This is a genomic window from Roseateles violae, assembly GCF_030410485.1.
GTDB classification, from domain to species: domain Bacteria; phylum Pseudomonadota; class Gammaproteobacteria; order Burkholderiales; family Burkholderiaceae_C; genus Roseateles_D; species Roseateles_D violae.
Genome location: NZ_JAUHHC010000003.1, coordinates 449,853 through 472,686 on the forward strand (window position 1 = coordinate 449,853; position 22,834 = coordinate 472,686).

The window sequence follows — 22,834 nt, forward strand, 5'->3', positions numbered from 1 at the left end:
TCAAGCCACGGTAAAAGCGGTGCAAAGCCACGCACCAGAAGGCTTTGCGGCTTGCGGCTGGGTTTAAAGTCTGACATCCCGCCCCGCAAATCGACCCTCGCCTGTCCGCCGAACCCGTGGAAACCACCCTGGTCCAACCGCCCCAGTCCGCCCTGTCCGGCGTCGCACGGATGCTGGTCCATGCCGGCAAGCTGCAGGCCAAGCAGGCCGAGGAGCTGGTCCGCCAGTCGCGCGAGAAGAAGGTCAGCTTCGTCAACTCGGTGATCGCCGCCGGCGTCGTCTCGCCGGTCGACCTGGCGCATACCCTGTCGACCGCCCTGGCCTTGCCGCTGCTGGACCTCGGCGCGGTCGATCCGCAGCGCATGCCGGCGAACATCATCGACGGCAAGCTGGCGGCGCAGTACCAGGTCGTCGCGCTGGGCCGGCGCGGCAACCGGCTGTTCATCGGCGGCGCCGACCCAACCGACCAGGAGGTGGTCGAGCGGATCAAGTTCGCGACGCAGCTGGCGCCCGAGTGGGTGATCGTCGAACACGACAAGCTGATGAAGCTGCTCGCCGGCAGCGGCGTCAGCGCCAGCGAGGCGCTGGAGTCGATGGCCGGCGGCGACATCGATTTCGACATCGCCGAGGAAGACGCGGCGCCGCAGCAGGACGCCGCCGAGCTGGCCGACGTCGAGGACGCGCCGGTCGTGCGCTTTCTGCAGAAGATGCTGGTCGATGCGATCAATATGCGCGCCTCGGATCTGCACTTCGAGCCCTACGAATTCCACTACCGGGTGCGCTTCCGCGTCGACGGCGAGCTGCGCGAGATCACCCAGCCGCCGGTGGCGATCAAGGACAAGCTGTCCTCGCGCATCAAGGTGATCTCGCGGCTGGACATCGCCGAACGCCGCGTGCCGCAGGACGGCCGGATGAAGCTGAAGTTCGGCGCCAAGTCGATCGACTTCCGCGTCAGCACCTTGCCGACCCTGTTCGGCGAGAAGATCGTGATCCGTATCCTCGACTCCTCCTCGGCCAAGCTGGGCATCGACGCGCTGGGCTACGAGAAGATCGAGAAGGAACGCCTGATGTCGGCGATCCAGCGGCCCTACGGCATGGTGCTGGTGACCGGCCCGACCGGTTCCGGCAAGACGGTGTCGCTCTACACCTGCCTGAACATCCTGAACCAGCCGGGCGTCAATATCGCCACCGTCGAGGACCCGGCCGAAATCAACTTGCCAGGCATCAACCAGGTCAATGTCAACGACAAGGCCGGCCTGACCTTCTCGGCCGCGCTGAAGTCCTTCCTGCGCCAGGATCCGGACATCATCATGGTCGGCGAAATCCGCGACCTGGAGACGGCCGACATCGCGATCAAGGCCGCCCAGACCGGCCATATGGTGATGTCGACGCTGCACACCAACGACGCGCCGAAGACGCTGACCCGGCTGCTGAATATGGGCGTCGCGCCCTTCAATATCGCGTCCAGCGTGCTCTTGATCACCGCCCAGCGCCTGGTGCGGCGCCTGTGCGAGAACTGCAAGGCGGCGGCCGACTATCCGCGCGAGGCGCTGTTGCGCGCCGGCTATCTGGACGAGGAACTGGACGGCAGCTGGAAGCCCTATCGCGCGGTTGGCTGTTCGAATTGCAACAACGGGTATCGAGGCCGGGTCGGCCTTTACCAAGTGATGCCGATTACCGAGGCAATCCAGCGCATCATCCTGGCCGAGGGAACGGCGATGGACATCGCCGAGCAGGCGCGCCTCGATGGCGTGCGCGATCTGCGGCAATCGGGCCTGGTCAAGGTGCGATCCGGCGTGACGACGCTGGAGGAAGTGCTTTCGGCCACCAATGAATAAAACGGTCCTGAGCGACCAGGGGCACAAGCCCGGGAGATGATATGGCGACAGCGGCAGCCAAAGGGGTGAAGGACTTTGTCTACGAGTGGGAGGGCAAGGACCGCAATGGCAAGATCGTGCGCGGCGAATTGCGCGCCGGCGGCGAGGCGATGGTCAGCGCGACCTTGCGCCGCCAGGGCATCCTGGTCAACAAGGTCAAGAAGCGCCGCAACAGCGGCGGCAAGGCGATCAAGCAGAAGGACATCGCCGTCTTCACCCGCCAGCTGGCGACCATGATGCGCGCCGGCGTGCCACTGCTGCAATCGTTCGACATCGTCGCCCGCGGCAGCACCAATCCCAAGCTGACCCGGCTCCTGAACGAGATCCGCCAGGACGTCGAGACCGGCACCAGCCTGTCCTCGGCCTTCCGCAAGCACCCGCTGTACTTCGACGCGCTGTACTGCAATCTGGTCGAGGCCGGTGAATCGGGCGGCATTCTGGAATCGCTGCTGGACCGGCTGGCGATCTACCAGGAAAAGACGGTCGCGATCAAGAACAAGATCAAGTCGGCGCTGACCTATCCGGTCGCGGTGATGGTGGTCGCCTTCGTGGTCGTCGCCGTCATCATGATCTTCGTCGTGCCGGCCTTCAAGGACGTCTTCACCTCCTTCGGTGCCGATCTGCCGGCGCCGACCCTGATGGTGATCGCGATGTCGGAGTTCTTCGTCTCCTACTGGTATCTGATCTTCGGCGGCATCGGTGGCGGCATCTATTTCTTCCTGCAATCCTGGAGACGTTCCGAGAAGATGCAGAAGAGCATGGACCGGCTGATGCTGAAGATCCCGGTGTTCGGCGACCTGCTCTACAAGTCGGCGGTCGCGCGCTGGACCCGCACGCTGTCGACCATGTTCGCCGCCGGCGTGCCGCTGGTCGAGGCGCTCGATTCGGTCGGCGGCGCTTCCGGCAATGCGGTCTTTTCCGAGGCGACCGAAAAGATCCAGCGTGATGTCTCGACCGGCGCCGCGCTGACGACCTCGATGCAGCAGACCGGCATCTTCCCGGTGATGGTGCTGCAGATGGCCTCGATCGGCGAGGAATCGGGCTCGCTGGACCATATGCTGGCCAAGTCGGCCGAGTTCTACGAGGACGAGGTCGACGAGGCGGTCAAGGCGCTGTCCAGCCTGATGGAGCCCTTCATCATCGTCATTCTCGGCGGCATCATCGGCGGCATCGTCGTCTCGATGTACCTGCCCATCTTCAAGCTGGGTCAGGTGGTCTGAGCGATGCAAGCAAGCGAGATCGAATGGCTGCTCTCGCCCTGGGCGCTGGGCCTGCTGGGCCTGTGCGTGGGCAGCTTTCTGAACGTGGTCATCCACCGCCTGCCGCTGATGCTGGAGCGGCAATGGCTGGCCGAGGCCTGCGGCCAGCTGAGCGACGGCGCCGAGCTGAGCCGTGCCGCCGCGCTGCCGCGGCCCGAGGCCGACAAGCTGGCCGCCGCGGCGACCAAGCTCAGCGAGCAGGTCCAGAAGCTGCCCTATCTGGGCATCGCATTGCCGCGCTCACGCTGCCCGTCCTGCGGCCATCAGCTGGCCTGGCACGAGAATCTGCCGCTGCTGGGCTGGCTGCGTCTGGGCGGCAAATGCGCGGCCTGCAAGGCGCCAATCTCGCTGCGTTATCCGCTGATCGAGCTGGCCACCGGCCTGGCCTTTGCGGGCCTGTCCTGGCGCTTCGGCGCGCAGCCGAGCACCTTGCTGTGGTGCGGCTTCGTCGCGGCCCTGCTGGCCCTGGCGGCGATCGACTGGGACACCACCCTGCTGCCCGATGCCCTGAACCAGCCGCTCTTGTGGGCCGGGCTGGCGGTCGCGCTGTTCGGCTGGACTGTTCCCCTGCCGAACGCGCTGATCGGCGCCCTGCTCGGCTATCTGTCGCTGTGGTCCATCTACTGGCTGTTCAAGCTGGCGACCGGCAAGGAAGGCATGGGCTACGGCGACTTCAAGCTGCTGGCCGCCCTGGGCGCCTGGCTGGGCTGGCAGATGATCCTGCCCATCGTGCTCGGCGCCTCGCTGATCGGCGCGATCGTGGGCATCGCGATGAAGATGAGCGCCTCGCTGCGCGAGGGCCGCTACGTGCCCTTCGGCCCCTTCCTGGCCGGCGGCGGCCTGGTCGTGCTGTTTGCCGGGCCGGAACGCGTGCTGGGCTGGCTCGGCTGGGCTTGAGCATGGCGCCATGCGCATCGGCCTGACCGGCGGCATCGGTAGCGGCAAGAGCACCGTCTCGGCCTTCTGGGTCGAGGCCGGCGCCACCGTCATCGACACCGATGCGATCGCGCGCCAGCTGAGCGCCGCCGGCGGCGCGGCAATGCCGGCGATTGCGGCCGAGTTCGGGCCCGAGCTAGTCGCCGCCGACGGCTCGCTCGATCGCGCCCGCATGCGCGAGCTGGCATTCGCCGATGCCAGCGCCAAGCGCCGGCTGGAGGCCATCCTGCACCCGCTGATCGGCGCCGAGACGCAGGCCCAGGCCGCCGCGGCGCCCGGCGATCTGATCGTCTTCGACGTGCCGCTGCTGGTCGAATCGGGCCGCTGGCGCGCGCGCGTCGATCGCGTGCTGCTGGTCGACTGCAGCGAGGCGACGCAGATCCGCCGCGTGATGGAGCGTTCGGCCTGGAGCCGCGAGGCGGTCGAGGCGGTGCTGCATCAGCAGGCCAGCCGCGAACGGCGTCGCGCCTGCGCCGATGCGGTGATCGCCAACGAGCAGGCCAGCCTCGCGCAGCTGCGCGAGCAGGTGCTGACGCTGGCCCGGCTGTGGCGCAAGGAACAAAGCCGCGGGCTGTGAAACAATCACCGCATCGCTAGCGCTCGCGCGGGCGGCCTTTGCGGACTTCATGCCTGAGGATGACCACCTTGGTCCTTTACGAGTACCCGTTCAACGAGAGCATCCGCACGATGCTGCGTCTGGAGCATCTGTTCGACCGCCTCGGTCAGCTGATCGCGCGCGAAACCCCGCTGGACCATCATTTCGCCTTGGTGACGATCTTCGAGATCATGGACGTGTCCTCGCGCGCCGATCTGAAATCCGATCTGCTGAAGGAGCTGGAGCGGCACAAGGCGCAGCTGAACAGCTACCGCGGCAAGCCCGGCGTCTCCGAGAGCGCGCTCGACGAGGTGATTGCGCGCATCGACCATGCCTTCAACGGCCTGAACCAGGTGCAGGGCAAGGCCGGCGCCGCGCTGACCGGCAACGAATGGCTGATGAGCATCCGCAGCCGCATCAGCATCCCCGGCGGCACCTGCGAATTCGACCTGCCCGCCTATTACAGCTGGCAGCAACTGCTGCCGGTGCGCCGGCGCAATGACCTGATGCAGTGGACGCAGACCTTGATGCCCTTGGCCGAGGCCTTGCAGGTGCTGCTGGGCCTGCTGCGCGATTCCGGCTCTCCGCACAAGGTGGCGGCCAGCGGCGGCCAGTTCCAGCAGAGCCTGGCGGCCGGTCGGGTCTATCAGTTGCTGCGCATGCGCATCGATCCGAGCCTGGGGCTGATCCCCGAGATCAGCGGCCACCGGCTGATGGTCAATATCCGGCTGATGCGCCAGGACGAGGAAGGCCGGCTGAAACAGGCGCCCGAAGACGCCAGCTTCGAACTGACCTTGTGCGCATGAGCGAACCCGTCACTCCGAAGATCGTCCGCTGTCCCACCTGCGGCGGCGACAGCGTGTTCGCGCCCAGCAATCCCTGGCGCCCCTTCTGCTGCGAGCGCTGCCGCCAGATCGATCTGGGCGCCTGGGCCAGCGAGAGCTTCCGCGTCGAGGCGAGCCCGCCGGTCGAGGACGATCAGCTACCGCACTAGCCGAGCGCGGCGAGCTCGCGGCGCGCCTGCGCCGCATCGCTGAACAGCAGGCCCTGCCAGCCCAGCGCCCGTGCCGCCTCGATATTGACCGGATGGTCGTCGAGAAAGACGCAGCTCTCGGGTGCTACATCCCAACGCTGGCAGGCAAGCCGGAAGATCTCGGCGCGCGGCTTGGACTGCTTGACGCGGCCGGAGAAGATGCCGTCGTCGAACCACTGGTGCAGCGGATGGCTCTGCTGCAGATGGTCGGCAAAGGGCTCGGGCATGTTCGACAGGTAGAAGAGCCGGTGGCCCGCGCGCTTGAGCTCCTCGATCAGGGCCACCGTCTCGGTCTGCAGCTGCAGCTCGTCCGGCACCGCGGCGACGACCTGCGCAACCTCGGCCGCCGGCCAGCCGGTGCGCGCGGCGATGCGCTCGATCACCGTCGGCGCGTCGATCAGGCCCTGGTCGAAGTCGCCCCAGGCGCCGCCGTAGTTCTCGAAGAACTGGGCGGCGATCTCGCGGCCCTGCTCGGCATCGGCCGCCCGGTGCGGCCAGACGCGCGCCAGAAAACTCGGCGGATGCCAGCGGAACAGCACGCCGCCGAAGTCGAAGACGATGTTCTTTTTCATCATCCGCGCAGCTTCTTCAACAGGCCCGCCGTCGAGCCGTCCAGGCCCGCCGTGTCGCCGCTGGAGAGCCGCGGCAGCAGGCTGTTGCACAGCGCCTTGCCGAGCTCGACGCCCCATTGGTCGAAGCTGTTGATGCCCCACAGCGCGCCGCTGGTGAACACGCGGTGCTCGTAGAGCGCGATCAGCGCCCCCAGCGAGCGCGGCGTCAGCGCGTCCAGCAGCAGCGTCGTGCTGGGCCGGTTGCCGGGGAAGCTGCGATGCCGCGCAATCGTCGCGGCGTCCAGCGAGGCCGAGGCGGTCGGCGCCTTTTCCTGCAGCGCCTCGTCGAAGCGCTTGCCCTGCATCAGCGCCTGCGACTGCGCCAGGCAGTTGGCCAGCAGCTTCTGGTGCTGGTCGGCCAGACGCTCGGCCAGTTCGCCGCTGGCGCCGAAATTCGGCGTCTTGACGGCAATGAACTCAACCGGGATCACGTCGGTGCCCTGGTGCAGCATCTGGAAATAGGCGTGCTGGCCGTTCGTGCCGGCCTCGCCCCAGACGACCGGGCTGGTGCCGTAGGGCAAGGGCTGACCCTCGCGGTCGACGCCCTTGCCGTTGCTTTCCATCTCCAGCTGCTGCAGATAGGCCGGCAGGCGGCGCAGGCCCTGGTGATAGGGCGCGACGCTGCGGCTGCCGAAGCCGTGGAAATTGCGGTACCACACGTCGATCAGCGCCAGTAGCACCGGCAGATTGCGTTCCAGCGGCGTCTCGGCGAAATGGCGGTCCATCGCATGCGCGCCGGCCAAGAGCGCGCGGAAGTTGGCGGCGCCGACGGCGATCGCGATGGGCAGGCCGATCACCGACCACAGCGAGTAGCGGCCGCCGACCCAGTCCCAGAAGCCGAAGCTCGTCGTGATGCCGAAGGCACCGGCCGCCGCGGTGTTGCTGCTGGTGGCGACGAAATGCTTGGCGATGTCCGTCCCACCGGCGGCGAGGAACCAGGCCTTGGCGGCCAGCGCGTTGGCCAGCGTCTCCTGCGTCGTGAAGGTCTTGGAGGCGATGACGAACAGCGTGGTCGCCGGATCGAGCTGGCGCAAGACCGGGGCCAGATCATGCCCGTCGACATTGGAGACAAAATGCAGCCGGATGCCCGGCCGGCCGAAGGCCCGCAGCGCCTGCACGACCATGGCCGGGCCCAGATCGCTGCCGCCGATGCCGATGTGGACCACGTCGCTGAAGCCGCGGCCGGGCACCGCCTCGGCGAAGTCCAGCATCGCGGCCAGCGAGGCCTGCACCTCGTCGCCGAACAGGCCCTCCCCGGCCGGCGCGCGCAGCGCCGTGTGCAGCACCGCGCGGCCCTCGGTCAGATTGATGGCCTCGCCGGCGAACATCGCGTCGCGCTGCGCCGTGAGGCCGCAGTCGCGCGCCAGTTGCAACAGCAGCTCCAGCGCCCGCGCATCGATGCGGTTCTTGGACAGATCGGCGAAGACCTCGGGCGCCTGGAAGGACCAGCTCTCGAAGCGCTCCGCCTCGGCGGCAAAGGCCTGGCGCAGATCGAAGCCGCGGCCGGCTGCCTCGTAATGCGCGCGCAGGGCGGCCCAGGCGGGGCTGCGGTCACAGCGCATGAAGCTCATCGCAGGCTCTGCTCGATCATCTGGTCCAGCTTGGCCGAATCGACGGCAAAGGCGCGGATGCCCTCGGCCAGCTTCTCGGTGGCCATCGCGTCCTGGTTCAGCGCGAAGCGGAAACCCGCCTCGTCGAAGGCGACGGCCGGGATGTCGGCCGCGCGGGCCGATTCGGCGCTCAGCGCCGGCGCCAGCGGCGCGTCCGAGGCCTGCAGCTGGGCCAGCAGGTCCGGGCTGATCGTCAGCAGGTCGCAGCCGGCCAGGGCCTGGATCTGGCCGATATTGCGGAAGCTAGCACCCATCACCTCGGTCTTGATGCCGTGCTTCTTGTAGTAGTTGTAGATCTGCGTGACCGACTTGACGCCCGGGTCATTGGCGCCCGCATGGGCGGCCTCGTCCCAGGCCGCGCCGGCGCTCTTCTTGTACCAGTCGTAGATGCGGCCGACGAAGGGCGAGATCAGCTGGATGCCAGCGGCGCCGCAGGCAACCGCCTGGCAGAAGGCGAACAGCAGGGTCAGGTTGCAGCGGATGCCCTCGCGCTCCAGTTCGGCGGCGGCCTGGATGCCCTCCCAGGTCGAGGCGATCTTGATCAGCACGCGCTCGCGCTTGACGCCGGCCTGCTCGTACAGCGCCATGATGCGCTTGGCGCGGGCGATGGTCGCCGCCTTGTCGAAGGACAGGCGCGCATCGACCTCGGTGGAGACGCGGCCCGGCACCACCTTCAGGATCTCCAGGCCAAAGCGCACCAGCACCTGGTCGACGATCTGGTCCAGCGGCTCGCTCTTGTGGGCGGCGACGGCGTCTTGCAGCAGATGCGCATAGTCGGTCGACTGCACCGCCTTCAGGATCAGCGAGGGATTGGTCGTCGCATCGCGCGGCGCGAACTGCGCCAGCTGCAAGAAATTGCCGGTGTCGGCGACGACGGTGGTGTGGGTCTTCAGTTGTTCGAGCTGGTTCATACGGCGTTCCTGATGGATTTCCTGCAAGCCCTTATTAGAACCGCTGGGTGCGGCCAGATTGACCGGCGCAAGAAACTCGTGCATCATAATTCCGGTAACTTCGTTACATCAAGTCATTCTTCAGGACCCTGACCCGCATGTCATTCGATCTCGTTTTCTTCGGCGGCACCGGCGACCTCACCTGGCGCAAGCTGATGCCGGCGCTGTTCCAGGCCTTCCGTCACGGCAAGCTGCCCGAGGGCGGCCGCATCCTGGCCGTCGCCCGCGACGACATGCCCGACGAGCGCTACCGCGAATGGCTGAAGGAACGCTTTCGCGAGGTCGACGGCCCCAAGCGGCCGAACGACGAGGAGTTCGAGAAGTTCGCCGCCCTGCTGCACTACCGCCGCATGGACCTGTCCCAGCCCGAGCATTACCAGCGGCTGAAGGACTGGCTGGAGGAGCGCAATGCCGACACGGTGGTGCTCTATCTCGCCACCAGCCCGCACCTGTTCACCCAGATCTGCGAGCAGCTCGGCGCCGCCGGCCTGAACCATCCGCGGGTGCGCGTGGTGCTGGAGAAGCCGCTGGGCCATGACCTGGCCAGCGCGCAGGAGATCAACAAGGTCGTGCGCTCGGTCTTCGCCGAGACCCAGGCCTTCCGCATCGACCATTACCTGGGCAAGCCCTCGGTGCAGAACCTGATGGCCTTGCGCTTCGGCAATGCGCTGTTCGAGCCGCTGTGGCGGCGCGAGAGCATCGCCAATATCCAGATCACCCTGGCCGAGAGCCTGGGCGTCGGCACCCGCGGGCCCTTCTACGACGGCACCGGCGCGCTGCGCGACATGATCCAGAACCACGCGCTGCAGCTGCTGACGATGATCGCGATGGAGCCGCCGTCGACCGACGATGCCGACGCGATCCGCGACGAGAAGCTCAAGGTGCTGCGCTCGCTGAAGCCCTTCACCGCCGAGAGCGTCAGCCGCGACGTCGTGCGCGGCCAGTACCGCGCCGGCACCGTCGACGGCAAGGCCGTGGTCGGCTATCTGGACGAGGCCAAGGTGCCTGCCGGCAGCCCGACCGAGACCTTTGTCGCCCTGCGCACCGAGGTGCAGAACTGGCGCTGGGCCGGCGTGCCCTTCTATCTGCGCACCGGCAAGCGCCTGGCCGCGCGCGACGCGCAGATCGTCGTCAACTTCCGCCCGGTGCCGCACCCGATCTTCCCCGGCGCCAACCAGCCGAACCGGCTGATCATCAAGCTGCAGCCGGAGGACGGGCTGGAACTGCAGCTGCTGGCCGCCAAGGGCAGCGCCAGCGGCGAGGCGCTGACGCCGGTCTCGCTGGACCTGGACTTCGACAAGGCCTTTGCCAGCAACCGGGTCGGCGCCTACGAGCGCCTGCTGCTGGACGCGATCGCCGGCCGCCTGAACCTGTTCGTGCGCAGCGACGAGCAGGAGCAGGCCTGGCGCTGGGTCGAACCTATCCTGGACGCCTGGGAGCGCGACGGCAACGGCCCGCGCGCCTACAACGCGGGCTCCTGGGGGCCGGCCGCGGCCAGCGCGCTGGTCGCGCGCGACGGCTACGCCTGGGCCGAGGAACAATGATGAGCATCCTCGAACGGGTCAAGGCGGCGCTGCCGGCGCTGCCGCCGGCGGAGCAGCGCGTCGCCAAGCTGCTGCTGACCGACGCGCGCGCCTTTGCCAGCCTGCCGGTCACCGAGCTGGCCGACCGGGCCCATGTCAGCAAGCCCACCGTCGTGCGCTTCTGCCGCTCGGTCGGCTACGACGGCCTGGCCGACTTCAAGCTGAAGCTGGCCGGCAGCGTCAACGAGGGCGTGCCCTTTGTGCACCGCGCCGTCGACGAGGACGACAAGCCGGCCGATCTGATCGTCAAGGTGGTCGACAACGCGGTCGCCGCCCTGCTGCACTACCGCAACGACGCGGCCAGCCATGCCTTCGAGCGCGCGATCGCGGCGCTGTCGGAATCGGCGCGCCAGGGCCGGCGCATCGAGTTCTACGGCGTCGGCAACTCGGGCATCGTCGCGCTCGACGCGCAGCACAAGTTCTTCCGCCTGGGCGTCAATACGGCCGCCTGCAGCGACGGCCATGTGCAGCTGATGAGCGCGACCATGCTGCAGCCGGGCGACTGCGCGGTGATCATCAGCAATTCGGGGCGCAGCCGCGATCTGCTCGACGCGGCCGAGATCGCCCGCAAGAAGGGCGCGACGACCATCATCATCACCGCCAGCGGCTCGCCGCTGGCAGCGCTGGCGCAAAGCCCCGGCCAGATCCTCTTGGCCGTCGACCATCCGGAAGACTTCGACCGCTACAGCCCGATGGTGTCGCGGCTGCTGCACCTGACCGCCGTCGACATCCTGACCACCGGGGTCGCTTTGCGCCTGGGTCAGAACCTGCGGCCGATGCTGCAGGAGATCAAGCGCAATCTGCGCAGCAAGCGCTACGCACAGTAAGCCGCCGCGCGGCTCAGGCGGTCGGCACCAGTTCCGGCCACAGCAGTTCGGCCACGCCGTAGACGCGGGCCAGCTCCTGCAGCTTGGCCGGCACCTCCAGCAGGCGCAGCGGGCGCCCCTCGGCGCCGGCCCAGCGGGCCGCGCTGAGCAGCAGGCTCAGCACGCTGGAATCGAACTCCGCCAGCGCCGCCAGGCTGATCTGCAGCGGCGCGCCGGGGCCGGCCTGCTCGGCCTGCGCCCGCAGCTCGCGCTGCAGTGCCGCCCACAGGGCCGGCACCTCGGCCATGCGCACGCGGGCCGGCAGCGCCTGCATCGTCGCCGGCATCAGGACTTGGCGGGCGCGCTGGCGGCCGCCTTGGCATTGCGATCGGCCAGCGCCTTGATCAGGCCATCGATGCCGTTGGCGCCGATCTCCTGGGCAAAGCTGTTGCGGTATTGATCGGCCAGCCAGATGCCCAGCACATTGACGTCGTAGATCTTCCAGCCGGCGGGCGTCTTCTCGAGTCGGTAGTCGAGCTGGATCGGGTCGCCCTTGCCGCGGATCTCGGTGCGCACGACGACCTCGGTGTCCTCGGCGCCGGCGCGCAGCGGCTTCAGCGCGATCGTCTGGTCCTTGACCTGGGTCAGCGCGCCGACATAGGTGCGCACCAGCAGCGCCTTGAACTCGGTCTCCAGCTTGGCCTGCTGCTCGGGCGTGGCCTGGCGCCAGAAGCGGCCGACCGCCGAAGCGGTCATGCGCTTGAAGTTCACATGCGGCATGACCTTGGTGTCGACCAGCTGCATGATCTTCTGCACATCGCCGCCCTGGATCGCCTTGTCGCTCTTCAGCGCCTCCAGCGTTTCCAGCGAGAGCTGGCGGATCAGCAGGTCGGGCGCGCTGTTGTCGGCGGCCAGCGCCGGGCTGCCCAGGCCGGCGGCCAGCGCCAGGGCCATCAGGCCGCCCATCACACGGCGGCGCGTGCCCACGAAATCGATAGCTCGCATTGCTTTGCTTCCTTTCACTGTTTTCATGCGGACCCTGCTGCAACGCGCGAGCCCGTCATTCGGTTCACGGCCCGGCCTGCGGATTCGGCTTCGAGCTGTCCTCTTCCGGCGTCAGCACCTCGTATTCCTCATCGTCATCGAAGCTGCCGCGCATCTGCAGATAGGCATCGCGGTAGAAGGTGTACTTGTCCAGCGCGATGCCTTCCAGCATCTGGCCGGCACGCAGGAAGTTCGAGCGCGCATTGACCGTCTTCAGCGTGTAGATCGCCACCTTGCTGTTGCCGTCGGAGAAGACCCAGGACGGTGAGGCCAGCGCGTCGAAGGGCATGCCCAGCGAGTCCCGCACCGACGAAGGCCCGAACAGCGGCCAGACGATGTAGGCGCCGGTGGCGAAGCCCCAGCGGCCGAAGGTCTTGCCCATGTCCTGCGTGTTGCGCTCGATGCCGGCCTCCGAGGCCAGGTCGATCAGGCCGGCAAAGCCCAGCGTGGAGTTGACGGCAAAGCGGAAGCCCTGCAGCACGCCGGCCTTGGGCCGGCCCTGCAACATGAGATTCACCGCCGACCAGGCATCGCCCACATTGTTGAAGAAATTGTCGACGCCCTGGCGCACCGGCGAGGGGACCAGCTCGCTGTAGGCGGTCGCGATCGGCTTCAGCACCTGCTCGTCCAGCGCATCGTTGAAGGCGAAGACCTTGCGGTTCCACTTTTCCCAGGGATCGAGCTTCTGGCCCTGCGAGCCGGGCCCGCGCAGGCTGGCGCAGCCGCCGAGCAGCAGGCTTGCCGCCAGCAGCAGCGGCAGCGTCAAACGGTTCGTACTTCTTCGAGGATTCACGGCTTGCCGTTTCCGCTGGCCGGCGTCGAACCCATCTCGGCCGCCTTGCTGTTGAGGAATTGCCCGATCAGGTTCTCGAGCACGACGGCCGACTGCGTCTGCGTGATGCGGTCGCCGGCGGCCAGGTTCTTCTCGTCGGCGCCCGGCTCCAGACCGATGTACTGCTCGCCGAGCAGGCCCGAGGTCAGGATCTTGGCCGAGCTGTCCTTCGGGAAGGCGACGCCCTTGTTCAGATTGATGATGACCTGGGCCTGGAAGCTCTTGTCGTCGAAGCGGATCGACTCGACGCGGCCGACCACGACGCCGGCGCTCTTCACCGCCGCGCGCGGCTTCAGGCCGCCGATATTGTCGAAGCGCGCCGTCACCTGGTAGGTCTCGTCGAAATTCAGGCTCAGCAGATTGCCGGCTTTCAGGGCCAGGAACAGCAGGGCCGCGCCGCCCAGCAGCACGAAGAAACCCACCCACGCATCATGTCGAGAGGCTTGTTGTTGGCTCATCCTCTTCTCCCCAGATCTCTATCCGTCAAATCGAAAACATCATCGCGGTCAGCACGAAGTCCAGCGCCAGCACCGCCAGCGAGGAAAGCACCACCGTGCGCGTCGTGGCCTGCGACACCCCTTCCGGCGTCGGCTTGCAGCTATAGCCCTGCAGCAGCGCGACGAAGGTGACCGTCACCCCGAACACCAGGCTCTTGATGACGCCGTTGCCGACATCGGCCCAGACGTCGACGCCGCCCTGCATCTGCGACCAGAAGGAGCCGGCGTCGATGCCCAGCAGCGGCACCGCGACCAGCCAGCCGCCCAGCACGCCGACGGCCGAGAACACCGCCGCCAGCAGCGGCATCGCGATGAAGCCGCCCCAGAAGCGCGGCGCCAGCACGCGCTTGAGCGGGTCGACGGCCATCATCTCCATCGCCGTCAGCTGCTCGCCCGCCTTCATCAGGCCGATCTCGGCCGTCAGCGAGGTGCCGGCCCGGCCCGCGAACAGCAGGGCCGTCACCACCGGGCCCAGCTCGCGCACCAGGCTGAGGGCAACCAGAAGGCCCACCGCCTCGGCCGAGCCATAGCGCTGCAAGGTGTAGTAGCCCTGCAGCGCCAGCACGAAGCCGACGAAGAGGCCCGACACGCCGATGATGGACAGCGAGCGGTTGCCCAGGAAGAAGACCTGCTCGCGCACCAGGCCGAAGCGCAGGAAGCTGCTGCCCGAGCGGGCCAGCAGCTGCGCGAACAGCCGCGCGCCGGCGCCGATGTCGACGAGCTTGAGCCGCAGCGCGCGGCCGATCTGGCTGGCGACGGCGATCATGCGCGCCCCCCCGTCGATGCAGCCAGGCCGAAGTCGCCGGCCACCGGTGCGGCCGGCTGGTGAAAGCGCACCGGCCCGTCGGCCTGCGCATTGACGAACTGGCGCACCAAGGGATCGTCGCTGTGCTGCAGATCCTGCGGCTTGCCCTGGGCGACGACGCGGCCGTTGGCGATCATCGCGACCTCGTCGGCGATGCCGAAGGTCTCGTGCAGATCGTGCGAGACGATCAGGCTGGTCAGGCCCAGCGCGTCGTTCAGGTCGCGGATCAGCCGCGCCGCGACGCCCAGCGAGATCGGGTCCAGGCCGGCAAAGGGTTCGTCGTAGAGCACCAGGTCGGGGTCCAGCGCGATCGCCCGCGCCAGCGCCACGCGCCGCGCCATGCCGCCCGACACCTCGGACGGCATCAGATCGCGCGCGCCGCGCAGGCCCACCGCATTCAGCTTCATCAGCACCAGATCGCGGATCATGGCCTCGGGCAGCTCGGTGTGCTCGCGCAGCGGAAAGGCCACGTTCTCGAACACCGACAGATCGGTGAACAGCGCGCCGAACTGGAACAGCATGCCCATGCGGCGGCGCAGCGCATAGAGCCGGGTCTGGTCGAAGCCGGCAATGTCCTCGCCATCGAACAGCACCTGGCCGGCGAACGGCCGGATCTGCCGGCCCAGCAGGCGCAGCACCGTGGTCTTGCCGCCGCCCGAGGTGCCGATCAGGGCCAGCACCTTGCCGCGCGGCACGGTCAGATTGACCTTTTCAAGGATCAGCCGGTCGCCATAGCCGCAGCTGACGTCGCGCAGTTCGATCAGGGGCGGGGCGTTGTCGGGAGAGGAAGAGGACGGATATGGGGCCATGAGCCGCAGGCGCTGGGCCCGGGGCCCGAATTTGGCAAAGGCTCCATCATAGGGGAAACACCGGATATTCGCCGGCGACGGCCTCAACGATGGCTGCTGTAAAGAATCCCTAAGGTGCACCCTTCGCGCGTGCGACCGCCTCGGCGTCGAAGGCCACCTCGATGCGTATGCGCGACTTGACCTCGCGCCCCTGCAACTGTCCCGGCAGATAGCGCTGGCCCAGAAAGGCCTGGCGCGCCTGCTCGGCCAGCAGCGGCGGCAGGCCGCCCTCCTCGACGCGCACCTTCTGCACGATGCCGAATTCGTCGATGAAGAGCGCGATGATGCCGCTGTAATGCCCGTCCGGCAGGCCGGCCTCGGGCCACTGCAGCAGCACCGCCTGCTGCGGCACCGGCGGCAGGGTCAGGAGCGGACGCGGGATATAGCCGTCCTCGCCCTCGGCCTCGCCCTCGGACGCTGCCGAGGCGATCGGCGTCAGCGCCGGCACCGCGGCCAGGCTGAGCGGCTCGGTCGGCGGCGCAGTGCCGAGCCCTGCCAAGGCCGGACCAGGCTCGGTGACCGCCTGCGCCGGCGCGTCGAGCAGGGCCAGCCGGCGCGTCGCCAGGGCCTTGGCCGCAGGACCCGGGCCGGGCGTCGGGCCGCCCTGCCAGGCGCCGGCCAGCAGCAGCGCATGCGCCGACAGCGAGGCCGCGACGCACAGCGACAGCAGGACGGAGCGACCGCTCGCGCGCATCGGCTGCTCGCTCAGTCGGCCAGCTCGCGCCAGGAGCTGCGGCGTGCCTTGGCGGCGCTGGCGATCGAGGGATCGACCGTCTTGGGCAGGGGCTCGGAGACGTCGGTCTTGGTCACGACGGTCACGCCCTTGCCGGTGGCCAGCTGCACCGTCGCCAGACCGGCGACCATGGAGCTGAGCTTGTCGGCCGTGCCGGTGCCGCTGATCACATTGAGCTGGTAGAGCCAGGAGATGCCGTTGCCGGCCTCGGTGCAATCGGTCGCCGTCGTGCCGGGCAGATTGCCGGCCACGGTCAGCATATTGAAGGCCAGCTGCATGTCCACATTGACCCGCTCGCCGGCGCCGAGATCGACATACCAGCCGTTCTTCGCCGCCCAGTCGATTGGCGTGCTGGAGCTGATCGTGCGGGCGATGCTGTCGCTGGCCTGCTGGCTGGCCGTCAGCCGCAGCAGCGTCGGCCGCACATCACCCAGGCTGGTATTGCCCAGCGTGTCCTTGATCGCATAGACCGATTGCAGCTCGGTATTGCCGACGTCGGAGCGGCCCAGATAGCGGCCGGTGCCGACATAGACGACCTGGTAGTTCACATGGTTCGATTCGATCTCGGCCAGCTGGATCTGCGTCGTGATCGGCTGCGGCCGGCCCTCGACCAGCAACTGGGCCAGCTTGAAGGCGCTGTTCTCCGGGGCGACATAGCCGTCGATGTCGAAGCGCCAGACATTGCCCAGCAGGTCGCCGGCATAGAAGCGCTTGACCAGGTTCTCGCTGTCGAAATCGACCCAGGCGTTCAGCTTGCCCAGGCCGCTGGGCGAGCCGGACGAGCCCTCGCCGGTGTCTATCGTCGTCAGCAACTGGCCGGTCACCGCGTTGAGGACGAACAGATGGCCGCCACCGTCGGCATTGTTGTAGCCGGAGGTGAAGGCGACGATCCAGGTGCCGTTGCGGCGCTTGGTGATGATGGGATTGCCGAAGCTGTAGCCCATCTTCTGGCTGTCCTGGAATTCCCACAGCGCGACCGGATTCGCCGGGTCGGTCACGTCGAGCGCGTAATAGCCCTTGCCGCCGCCGTTCAGGCCGCCGACCAAGATCGTGCGCCACTTCGTGCCGTCGTAGATGTCGCCGACCACCGGCGTGCCGTCCACGAAGTACTGGTGCTTGGACTCGTAATAGGCGTCGCCCAGCATGTACAGGCGCGGCATCACGATGCCGGGGATATAGGCCCAGCGCTCCTGGCCGTTGCTTGCATTGAAGGCGTGCAGCATGCCGTCGTTGGCGCCCACGTACAGCGTCGCCCCGCGGGCGGCCTGGGCCGTCTTGAAGGCGGCGTAGCCGTTCTCGGTGTAGTTGAAGCCCGGTGCGCCGACATAGACCGGCGAGGAGTTGACGATGTCGCCCAGCACCTGGGTGCGCGTGCGGTACTGTGTCTGCGCCTGGCCGGCCAGGAAGCTGACCATATTGGCGCCGGAATTGATCGACGAGGCCTGCGTCGCGGTCAGCCCGGTGCACTGGCTCAGCGACGGGGACTTGCCGCAGGCATTGTCGACCAGGCCATTCATCCCGTCGGCGGTCAGGTTGGCATAGCTGAACGGGCGCAGCGTGCCGGCATTGCCGGCGCCGGGCTTGAAGTAATAGATGTTGCGCGTGGTCGTCGGCGTCAGCTGCTCGGCGGCGGACCAGAAGCGCAGATCGACCTTGTTGCCGGCGGCATCCAGCGCCGAGATCGGCACCGCGCCGGTCTTGGTGTTCATGTGATAGGCCTTCAGATCGCCGACCCAGGAGTTCGAGGTGAACTGGGCGATGAAGACGCCGTCGTTGCCTTCCACCGGCTGCAGCGTGCTGGTCGCCGCCGCCGAGGACGAGCCGTTCTGGCCCGAGATCGTGTTCAGCGTGGCGGTCAGGCTGGCGGCCAGCGAGTTCGGATCGGTGGCGCTGAAGTAGCGGCCGCGGCCGTTGACGGCGGCATGCCAGAGGTCGTCGATATTGACCGCGCCACCGTCGCTGCTGGGCACCGGCCAGTTCTTGTTGCCGAGCACGATGTCGCGGTAATCGCCCGCGGGCTGGGTCTGGTAGTTCGGGTCGTAGGTCAGCGTGCCGCTCATGCCCAGGCTCAGGGTGAAGGTGGACATGTGCTGCCAGCTGGCCGAATCCTCGCCGACGCCCTTGATATTGTTGTCGCAGACCGAGGTGCCCAGCGCGCCGGTGCAGTTGGACAGGCCCGCGTCGCGCAGATCGGTCTTGTAGTAGTACATCGCCACGTCGGCCAGCGAATCGCTGCTGCCGCCGCTGGTCGAGTTCGTCGTCGAGCTGCTGACCGTGCCCGGCGAGCTCGTCGTGTAGACATCGGTGTTGACAACGGTACCGTTCGTCGTCGTCGGACCGCTGGTGCCGACCTGGCTCGAGGCGCTGTTCGTCGTCGTTCCGGTACCGGCCACATCGGTATCGGCCGGCGCGGCGCCGGCGCTGCAGTTGTCCGTTCTCGGATATCCCGAGCTCGTGACCGGCGTCGTGTTGGTCGTCGTCGTCGTGCCGGTCGACGAGGCGCTGCTGTTCGTCGTCGTGCCGGTCACGACCGTGGGGCCGCTGATCGTGCTGCCGACGGTGACCGTCGCCGTGCCGGCCGTCGTCGTGTCCGACTGCTGCTGGCCGTTGACGACGGTGATGACCTGGGTCATTGGCGTGCTGCGGGTGATGTTGTAGACGGTGGTGGAGGTCGACGGCGTCGTCGTCGTCACCGTCGTATCGGTCGGCGTCCGGTCCGTCGAGGTATAGGTCTGCACCGTCGTCACCAGCCGACCCTGGCCGGCGGTGCTGCAGCTATTGCTCTGGGGTGCCACCGTGCCCGAGATGCCGTTAGGGCTGCTCGGGCGGCTGCTCTTCGTGAAGGTGAAGGTGTTCGCATCGACGACGGTCACGCTGTAGGTCCCGTCGTAGTCGTTGTTGCTGGCGTTGATCGTGATGCTGTCGCCGGTCACGTAACCATGCGAGGTCGAGGTGTTGATCGTGATCGTGCAGGGCGAGGAGCCGCTGCTGCAGCGCGAAGCCGACGAAATGGCCGCCGTCATCTGCTTGCGATAGGTCGTCACCGTGTGCGGCGTCGTCACCGTCTGGGTGACGCGCGTCGTCACCGTGCTGACTGTGGTCCGGGGCGTTTCGGCAGTGCGCGTGCCGGTCTCGGTGACGGTCCAGGTTCTGGTCGTCCGCGAGGTGCTCGTGCCGCCGTCATACATCGGACGCGTCGTCGCGCCGCTGTCCTGGTTGCCGATCGCATTGCCGGCCAGATCGCTGCCGGCCGTGCTGTTCCAGTAGCCGTCGGTCGACAGGATGTTGAAGTTCTTCTGGCAGGAGTACTGCACCGGGTCGGCCTGCCCCGTCAGCTTGTTGGCGTAGTACTTGCCGATCTTGGACAGGGCCATGCGCAGCGGCGTGTTGCCGCCCGGCGAGGCATTCGAGACCTGGCTGAAGAACTCGATCTTCTGCGCCTTGCCGAAATCGGCCAGCTGCAGCGTCGGCAGCGCGCTGGCGCCCTCGTTGATCGTGCTTAGACCGATGCGGAAATCGTCGCCCAGATCCCTGAACGCGCGCGACAGGCTGGTCTTCATCATCCGCATGCGGGTGCTGTAGTAGTAGTACCAGTTCGCATAGCGCTGCGCCTCGGCCGAGCTGGGCGTCACGATGTTCGCGGTGAAGACCGACTTGCCGGGATCGCTGCCGATCGCGCTATTGCATTCCCTGTAAAAGGTCGAGCTGGTCGTCAGCGTGTTGCCGGGATAGGCCCAGGCCATCTTGGCCTGGCTGCCCGAATAGGTGTAGTAGACATTGTCGATCGGCGAGCCGACGCCGACGTACGGGGCCGACAGCGAACCGCTGCCGACCGACATCGCCACATTGATCACCAGCTGGCTGGAATTCCAGCTGCTGACCTTGCCGATCATGTAGGCGTTGCTGCTGTAGATCACGTTGCCGCGCGAGTCGGTCGTGCTGCCGAACACCGACACCACCATGCCGGGGTAATAGGAGCCCGACGAAGCCCCCGAGACGGTCACCGTGACGCTGCCGCTGCCGACGACGCTGGGATTGCTCGGGCTGGTGATGGCGCGGATGCTGGTCGTCAGATTGACGTCGCCGCTGCCCAGGTAACCGGGCTGGCCGCTGCCGCTGCTGACCGAGCTGCCGCTGAGGAAGGCCGTGCTGGCATCGGCGGCCGAGCCCATGGTCGCCGTCGTCGCGCCGGTGTCGCTGGCCGTCACCGGCTTGTCGTAGCTCGGGCCGCCGACGACGCTGGCCGGCACATAGCCGAGACCGTTGCACTGCGCGGCGCGGCGCCCGTAGCGGCTGTTGAAGCTGGAGGTGTTGAAATCCGCGTCGTCGGGCATGAAGTCCCAGGCCATACTGCCCGAGTCGTCCAGCGTGAACATCACGTTGGGCTTGACCTTGGTCGTCGTCGAGGTGAACAGCGGGGCCGTCGCCAGATCGGTCTGCTCGGCGCGCACGGCCGGCAGCGCCGCCAGGGTCAGGCCGAAGCCGAGAACAGCCAGTCGCGTGAGGTGCTTTGTTGTCGTCATGGGAAACCTTCGCTGTCGCTGGGCCGGATCAGAAATGCACCAGGGTCTCGGTGTAGCTGACGGTGCCCCGCACCCCCTCGGTGCGGGTGATGATGCGGTAGTAGGTGCCCTGGGTCTGGCTGCCAAAGCGCGCAATGCTTTGGCCATAGCCGAGGCTGCCGCGCTGCGTCGTCGAGCCGGTGCTCTGGCTGGACACCGGCGCGACGCAATCATTGGTCGAATCGGCCGGCCCTTCTTTCTCGCAGAGCCGGGTGATGAAGTAGCGCACCTTGTTGCTGCCCTGGGCATCGATCTCGGCCGAGGGCGTCGCGCAGACGGTGTTGTCGTTGGCGACGCAGCTGCCGGTCCAGTTGATCAGCGTTGCCTTGGTCGCGCCGGCGGCCACCGTGCGGCCGGTCGGGTCCACTGCCGTCATCGCAACGGCCGAATAGCCCTTGGCGGCCTGGCTGTTGTCCAGGCCGGTGCCGGCATTGGCCTGCAGCCAGGAGATCGCCGTCTCGGTGCCGACCGAGCCGGCCGCCAGCGCGTCCTGCTTGAAGCCCAGATTGCCCAGCACCAGCAGACCGGTGTCGACCGAACGCAGCAGCGCGACGGCGCCCAGCGACAGCACGATCAGGGCCATCAGCGCGAACAGCAGTGAGACGCCGCGCTGCGCCCGGCGCAGCGGCCGGACGATCAGGCCTTGGCGGATCTCCATCGTCAATTCCCCCCCGCCGGCGGCGTCGGCGCCGCGGCGCGGCTGAAGTCGGAACGCCAGACCTGGTTGCGCAGCGGCACCAGGGTGTCGAAGACCTTGTAGCGGTAGTGCTTCCAGTCGTCAGCGGCCAGATCGGCGCGCAAGGCGATGCACTTGCTGTCGCCGCAGGCGGTGGCGCCGGCGATGCTGCCGACGCTGCCGACATCCCATTGCGGCATCGCGGCGGTGACCTCTTCCTTCTCGTACTGGGCGCTGCGCGCCAGCACCGCGACGCGCACCGCGCGCACCTGCAGCCAGCCGGCATTGTTGGTCGGCGTCACCGTGTCGTAGGTGTCGACGACATCGTCGTTATTGGTGTCCTTGCCGTAGAGCGCCTTCATCGCCACGATGTTGGACTGCAGATCCTGGCTACCGCCTGTTTGCTGCAGATGATTGAATGTTGTTTGGCGCAGACGACGGTCGGCCGTCAGCGTGAAGCTGATGTCGCTGAACGTGCCTAGATTGACGAGAAAGGCGCCTTCGCCGGCGGCAGCGTCCGGAAAGCGGCTGGTATTCCAATTGCCAGCCGTTTCACGCCCGATCTTTCGGCCTTCCGGCGGCAGCGAACTGACCTGGAAGACCTGGCAGGCGCCGTCCTTGGCGTAGACCAGGGCCATCAAATCGCCGACATCGACACCCAGCGCCGAGACCACGGCAATGTTGCTCGCCTTGTCACCCACGACATCGTTCGGATCGTAAAACGACGAAATCAGCTTCGTCGGCAGCGAGAAACCGGGCTTGGAGCTGGCCAGGATGCGCAGCGAGTCGGAGGCGCCGTTGGCGCCGGCCGTGATGATCACCGGCGCCAGAGTCGGCGGCATCGTCGCCGTGCCATAGGCCGAGCTCAGCGTGCAGCCCTGGGCCGCGCCCTCGGTGACCAGGCCGTAGCCGGCCATCTTCAGCTGGCGCTGGATCGCGTAGATCGACAGGCCGCCGTTGATCTGCGCATCGGACCCGGAGGTCGCGCTGCGCTTGAAGCCTTCCGCCGTGCTCAGCACCTGGGCGATCACCAGCGTCGCCAGCAGGCCGACGGCCATGCCGACCATCAGCTCGATCAAGGTGAAGCCGGCGACGGCGCGCCGCGGGAGCGGGTGTGCGGAGCTCATTGCTGCCATTGGATGGACGAGGAGTAGGAGTTGCGCTCCTGCCCTCCTTGTTGCCAGGAGATCACCAGCGCCACCGTGCCGCTGGCCGCCGTCGTCGTCAGCGTCGCCTGGCCGCCGGGCAGATTGGCGGCGACCTTGCGCAGCCAGTCGGCGCAGCGCGCGTAGCCGGGGCAGCCTGCGGTCGTGTAGCTACCGAGATTGGCGAAGTTGTCGGTCTGCACCAGGCCGAACAGGTCGGCGGCGAGCACCGCCGCGTCGGCGCGGAACTTGGAGCCGGTCTGCGCCTGCGTCATCGAGGCTTGCAGGCCGACGAGGCCCAGCACGCCAAAGGCGAAGATCAGGACCGCGATCAGCACCTCGATCAGCGCGATGCCGGACTGGCCGCCAAGGCGCGGAAGCCGCTGCCATTGGCGCACGGGGGTCGGGATTTGCTGCTTCATCCGCTGCTCC

22 protein-coding genes are annotated in these 22,834 nt (G+C 67.6%); 8 read left to right on the forward strand and 14 right to left on the reverse strand.

Translation table 11 applies throughout. From position 1 onward, the window contains the following. Nucleotides 1–170 precede the first annotated feature (170 nt). The 6 genes from pilB to QWJ38_RS12485 all read left to right on the forward strand — a co-directional run bounded on the left by pilB (nt 171) and on the right by QWJ38_RS12485 (nt 5,661). Nucleotides 171–1,838, forward strand: a complete 1,668-nt coding sequence (gene pilB, locus QWJ38_RS12460; RefSeq protein WP_290359796.1) for a type IV-A pilus assembly ATPase PilB — start codon at nt 171–173, stop codon at nt 1,836–1,838. A gap of 41 nt (nt 1,839–1,879) precedes the next feature. After that, entirely contained in the window at nt 1,880–3,097 is a 1,218-nt protein-coding gene (locus QWJ38_RS12465) for a type II secretion system F family protein (RefSeq protein ID WP_290359405.1), read from the forward strand. 3 nt (nt 3,098–3,100) lie between these two features. After that, nucleotides 3,101–4,033, forward strand: coding sequence for a prepilin peptidase (locus QWJ38_RS12470; RefSeq protein WP_290359406.1), 933 nt, complete (start codon nt 3,101–3,103; stop codon nt 4,031–4,033). A 10-nt stretch (nt 4,034–4,043) separates the two neighbouring features. Further along, nucleotides 4,044–4,649 (forward strand): dephospho-CoA kinase, encoded by a 606-nt coding sequence (coaE, locus tag QWJ38_RS12475; RefSeq protein ID WP_290359407.1) that lies wholly within the window; start codon nt 4,044–4,046, stop codon nt 4,647–4,649. Between the two features lie 68 nt (nt 4,650–4,717). Next, nucleotides 4,718–5,473 (forward strand): cell division protein ZapD, encoded by a 756-nt coding sequence (zapD, locus tag QWJ38_RS12480; RefSeq protein WP_290359797.1) that lies wholly within the window; start codon nt 4,718–4,720, stop codon nt 5,471–5,473. Continuing rightward, on the forward strand, nt 5,470–5,661 hold the full coding sequence (locus QWJ38_RS12485) for a DNA gyrase inhibitor YacG (RefSeq protein ID WP_290359408.1): 192 nt from the start codon (nt 5,470–5,472) through the stop codon (nt 5,659–5,661). The genes zapD and QWJ38_RS12485 overlap by 4 nt, the downstream gene beginning before the upstream one ends. Here the strand turns inward: QWJ38_RS12485 and QWJ38_RS12490 are convergent. From QWJ38_RS12490 to tal, 3 genes are read right to left on the reverse strand one after another with little or no spacing between them, the layout of a single operon-like run. Next, a complete protein-coding gene (locus QWJ38_RS12490) occupies nt 5,658–6,275 on the reverse strand; it encodes an HAD family hydrolase (RefSeq protein WP_290359409.1) in 618 nt (205 codons plus the stop codon). The genes QWJ38_RS12485 and QWJ38_RS12490 overlap by 4 nt on opposite strands. After that, complete coding sequence (gene pgi, locus QWJ38_RS12495) at nt 6,272–7,882, reverse strand: glucose-6-phosphate isomerase (protein ID WP_290359410.1); 1,611 nt, start codon at nt 7,880–7,882, stop codon at nt 6,272–6,274. Before pgi ends, QWJ38_RS12490 begins: the two co-directional genes overlap by 4 nt. Then, entirely contained in the window at nt 7,879–8,832 is a 954-nt protein-coding gene (gene tal, locus QWJ38_RS12500) for a transaldolase (RefSeq protein WP_290359798.1), read from the reverse strand. The genes pgi and tal overlap by 4 nt, the downstream gene beginning before the upstream one ends. A 137-nt stretch (nt 8,833–8,969) precedes the next feature. Here tal and zwf point away from each other — a divergent pair, with 137 nt between their 5' ends. Both zwf and QWJ38_RS12510 read left to right on the forward strand, forming a co-directional pair. Then, nucleotides 8,970–10,415, forward strand: a complete 1,446-nt coding sequence (gene zwf / locus QWJ38_RS12505) for a glucose-6-phosphate dehydrogenase (protein WP_290359411.1) — start codon at nt 8,970–8,972, stop codon at nt 10,413–10,415. A gap of 5 nt (nt 10,416–10,420) precedes the next feature. Further along, nucleotides 10,421–11,281 carry a MurR/RpiR family transcriptional regulator gene (locus tag QWJ38_RS12510; RefSeq protein ID WP_290359799.1) on the forward strand — a complete coding sequence of 287 codons (861 nt, stop codon included), beginning with the start codon at nt 10,421–10,423 and terminating at the stop codon, nt 11,279–11,281. Between the two features lie 13 nt (nt 11,282–11,294). Here the strand turns inward: QWJ38_RS12510 and QWJ38_RS12515 are convergent, their stop codons facing one another. The 11 genes from QWJ38_RS12515 to QWJ38_RS12565 form a co-directional block, all read right to left on the reverse strand. Next, nucleotides 11,295–11,606, reverse strand: coding sequence for an STAS domain-containing protein (locus QWJ38_RS12515; protein ID WP_290359412.1), 312 nt, complete (start codon nt 11,604–11,606; stop codon nt 11,295–11,297). Then, a complete protein-coding gene (locus QWJ38_RS12520; RefSeq protein WP_434063977.1) occupies nt 11,606–12,265 on the reverse strand; it encodes an MlaC/ttg2D family ABC transporter substrate-binding protein in 660 nt (219 codons plus the stop codon). The genes QWJ38_RS12515 and QWJ38_RS12520 overlap by 1 nt, the downstream gene beginning before the upstream one ends. 64 nt (nt 12,266–12,329) lie before the next feature. Next, on the reverse strand, nt 12,330–13,070 hold the full coding sequence (locus QWJ38_RS12525; protein ID WP_290359413.1) for an MlaA family lipoprotein: 741 nt from the start codon (nt 13,068–13,070) through the stop codon (nt 12,330–12,332). A 23-nt stretch (nt 13,071–13,093) separates the two neighbouring features. Further along, complete coding sequence (gene mlaD / locus QWJ38_RS12530; RefSeq protein WP_290359414.1) at nt 13,094–13,594, reverse strand: outer membrane lipid asymmetry maintenance protein MlaD; 501 nt, start codon at nt 13,592–13,594, stop codon at nt 13,094–13,096. Nucleotides 13,595–13,619: 25 nt separating this feature from the next. Beyond that, nucleotides 13,620–14,399: a lipid asymmetry maintenance ABC transporter permease subunit MlaE gene (mlaE, locus tag QWJ38_RS12535; RefSeq protein WP_290359415.1), complete on the reverse strand. Its 780-nt coding sequence runs from the start codon at nt 14,397–14,399 to the stop codon at nt 13,620–13,622. Continuing rightward, a complete protein-coding gene (locus QWJ38_RS12540) occupies nt 14,396–15,247 on the reverse strand; it encodes an ABC transporter ATP-binding protein (protein ID WP_290359416.1) in 852 nt (283 codons plus the stop codon). The genes mlaE and QWJ38_RS12540 overlap by 4 nt, the downstream gene beginning before the upstream one ends. Nucleotides 15,248–15,356: 109 nt before the next feature. Further along, nucleotides 15,357–15,980, reverse strand: coding sequence for an energy transducer TonB (locus tag QWJ38_RS12545; RefSeq protein ID WP_290359417.1), 624 nt, complete (start codon nt 15,978–15,980; stop codon nt 15,357–15,359). Between the two features lie 11 nt (nt 15,981–15,991). Beyond that, nucleotides 15,992–20,542, reverse strand: coding sequence for a pilus assembly protein (locus tag QWJ38_RS12550; RefSeq protein ID WP_290359418.1), 4,551 nt, complete (start codon nt 20,540–20,542; stop codon nt 15,992–15,994). Nucleotides 20,543–20,570: 28 nt separating this feature from the next. Beyond that, nucleotides 20,571–21,239, reverse strand: coding sequence for a pilus assembly PilX family protein (locus QWJ38_RS12555; protein ID WP_290359419.1), 669 nt, complete (start codon nt 21,237–21,239; stop codon nt 20,571–20,573). Between the two features lie 2 nt (nt 21,240–21,241). Next, a complete protein-coding gene (locus QWJ38_RS12560; RefSeq protein ID WP_290359420.1) occupies nt 21,242–22,384 on the reverse strand; it encodes a PilW family protein in 1,143 nt (380 codons plus the stop codon). Further along, entirely contained in the window at nt 22,381–22,824 is a 444-nt protein-coding gene (locus QWJ38_RS12565; RefSeq protein WP_290359421.1) for a type IV pilus modification PilV family protein, read from the reverse strand. The genes QWJ38_RS12560 and QWJ38_RS12565 overlap by 4 nt, the downstream gene beginning before the upstream one ends. Nucleotides 22,825–22,834: the final 10 nt, after the last annotated feature.

Bases quoted from the DNA above. Each gene is read 5' to 3' on its own strand.
- pilB (WP_290359796.1), top strand. From the start codon at position 171: ATGCTGGTCCATGCCGGCAAGCTGCAGGCCAAGCAGGCCGAGGAGCTG.
- QWJ38_RS12465 (WP_290359405.1), top strand. From the start codon at position 1,880: ATGGCGACAGCGGCAGCCAAAGGGGTGAAGGACTTTGTCTACGAGTGG.
- QWJ38_RS12470 (WP_290359406.1), top strand. From the start codon at position 3,101: ATGCAAGCAAGCGAGATCGAATGGCTGCTCTCGCCCTGGGCGCTGGGC.
- coaE (WP_290359407.1), top strand. From the start codon at position 4,044: ATGCGCATCGGCCTGACCGGCGGCATCGGTAGCGGCAAGAGCACCGTC.
- QWJ38_RS12485 (WP_290359408.1), top strand. From the start codon at position 5,470: ATGAGCGAACCCGTCACTCCGAAGATCGTCCGCTGTCCCACCTGCGGC.
- QWJ38_RS12490 (WP_290359409.1), bottom strand. From the start codon at position 6,275: ATGATGAAAAAGAACATCGTCTTCGACTTCGGCGGCGTGCTGTTCCGC.
- pgi (WP_290359410.1), bottom strand. From the start codon at position 7,882: ATGAGCTTCATGCGCTGTGACCGCAGCCCCGCCTGGGCCGCCCTGCGC.
- tal (WP_290359798.1), bottom strand. From the start codon at position 8,832: ATGAACCAGCTCGAACAACTGAAGACCCACACCACCGTCGTCGCCGAC.
- zwf (WP_290359411.1), top strand. From the start codon at position 8,970: ATGTCATTCGATCTCGTTTTCTTCGGCGGCACCGGCGACCTCACCTGG.
- QWJ38_RS12515 (WP_290359412.1), bottom strand. From the start codon at position 11,606: ATGCCGGCGACGATGCAGGCGCTGCCGGCCCGCGTGCGCATGGCCGAG.
- QWJ38_RS12520 (WP_434063977.1), bottom strand. From the start codon at position 12,265: ATGCGAGCTATCGATTTCGTGGGCACGCGCCGCCGTGTGATGGGCGGC.
- mlaD (WP_290359414.1), bottom strand. From the start codon at position 13,594: ATGAGCCAACAACAAGCCTCTCGACATGATGCGTGGGTGGGTTTCTTC.
- mlaE (WP_290359415.1), bottom strand. From the start codon at position 14,399: ATGATCGCCGTCGCCAGCCAGATCGGCCGCGCGCTGCGGCTCAAGCTC.
- QWJ38_RS12540 (WP_290359416.1), bottom strand. From the start codon at position 15,247: ATGGCCCCATATCCGTCCTCTTCCTCTCCCGACAACGCCCCGCCCCTG.
- QWJ38_RS12545 (WP_290359417.1), bottom strand. From the start codon at position 15,980: ATGCGCGCGAGCGGTCGCTCCGTCCTGCTGTCGCTGTGCGTCGCGGCC.
- QWJ38_RS12550 (WP_290359418.1), bottom strand. From the start codon at position 20,542: ATGACGACAACAAAGCACCTCACGCGACTGGCTGTTCTCGGCTTCGGC.
- QWJ38_RS12555 (WP_290359419.1), bottom strand. From the start codon at position 21,239: ATGGAGATCCGCCAAGGCCTGATCGTCCGGCCGCTGCGCCGGGCGCAG.
- QWJ38_RS12560 (WP_290359420.1), bottom strand. From the start codon at position 22,384: ATGAGCTCCGCACACCCGCTCCCGCGGCGCGCCGTCGCCGGCTTCACC.
- QWJ38_RS12565 (WP_290359421.1), bottom strand. From the start codon at position 22,824: ATGAAGCAGCAAATCCCGACCCCCGTGCGCCAATGGCAGCGGCTTCCG.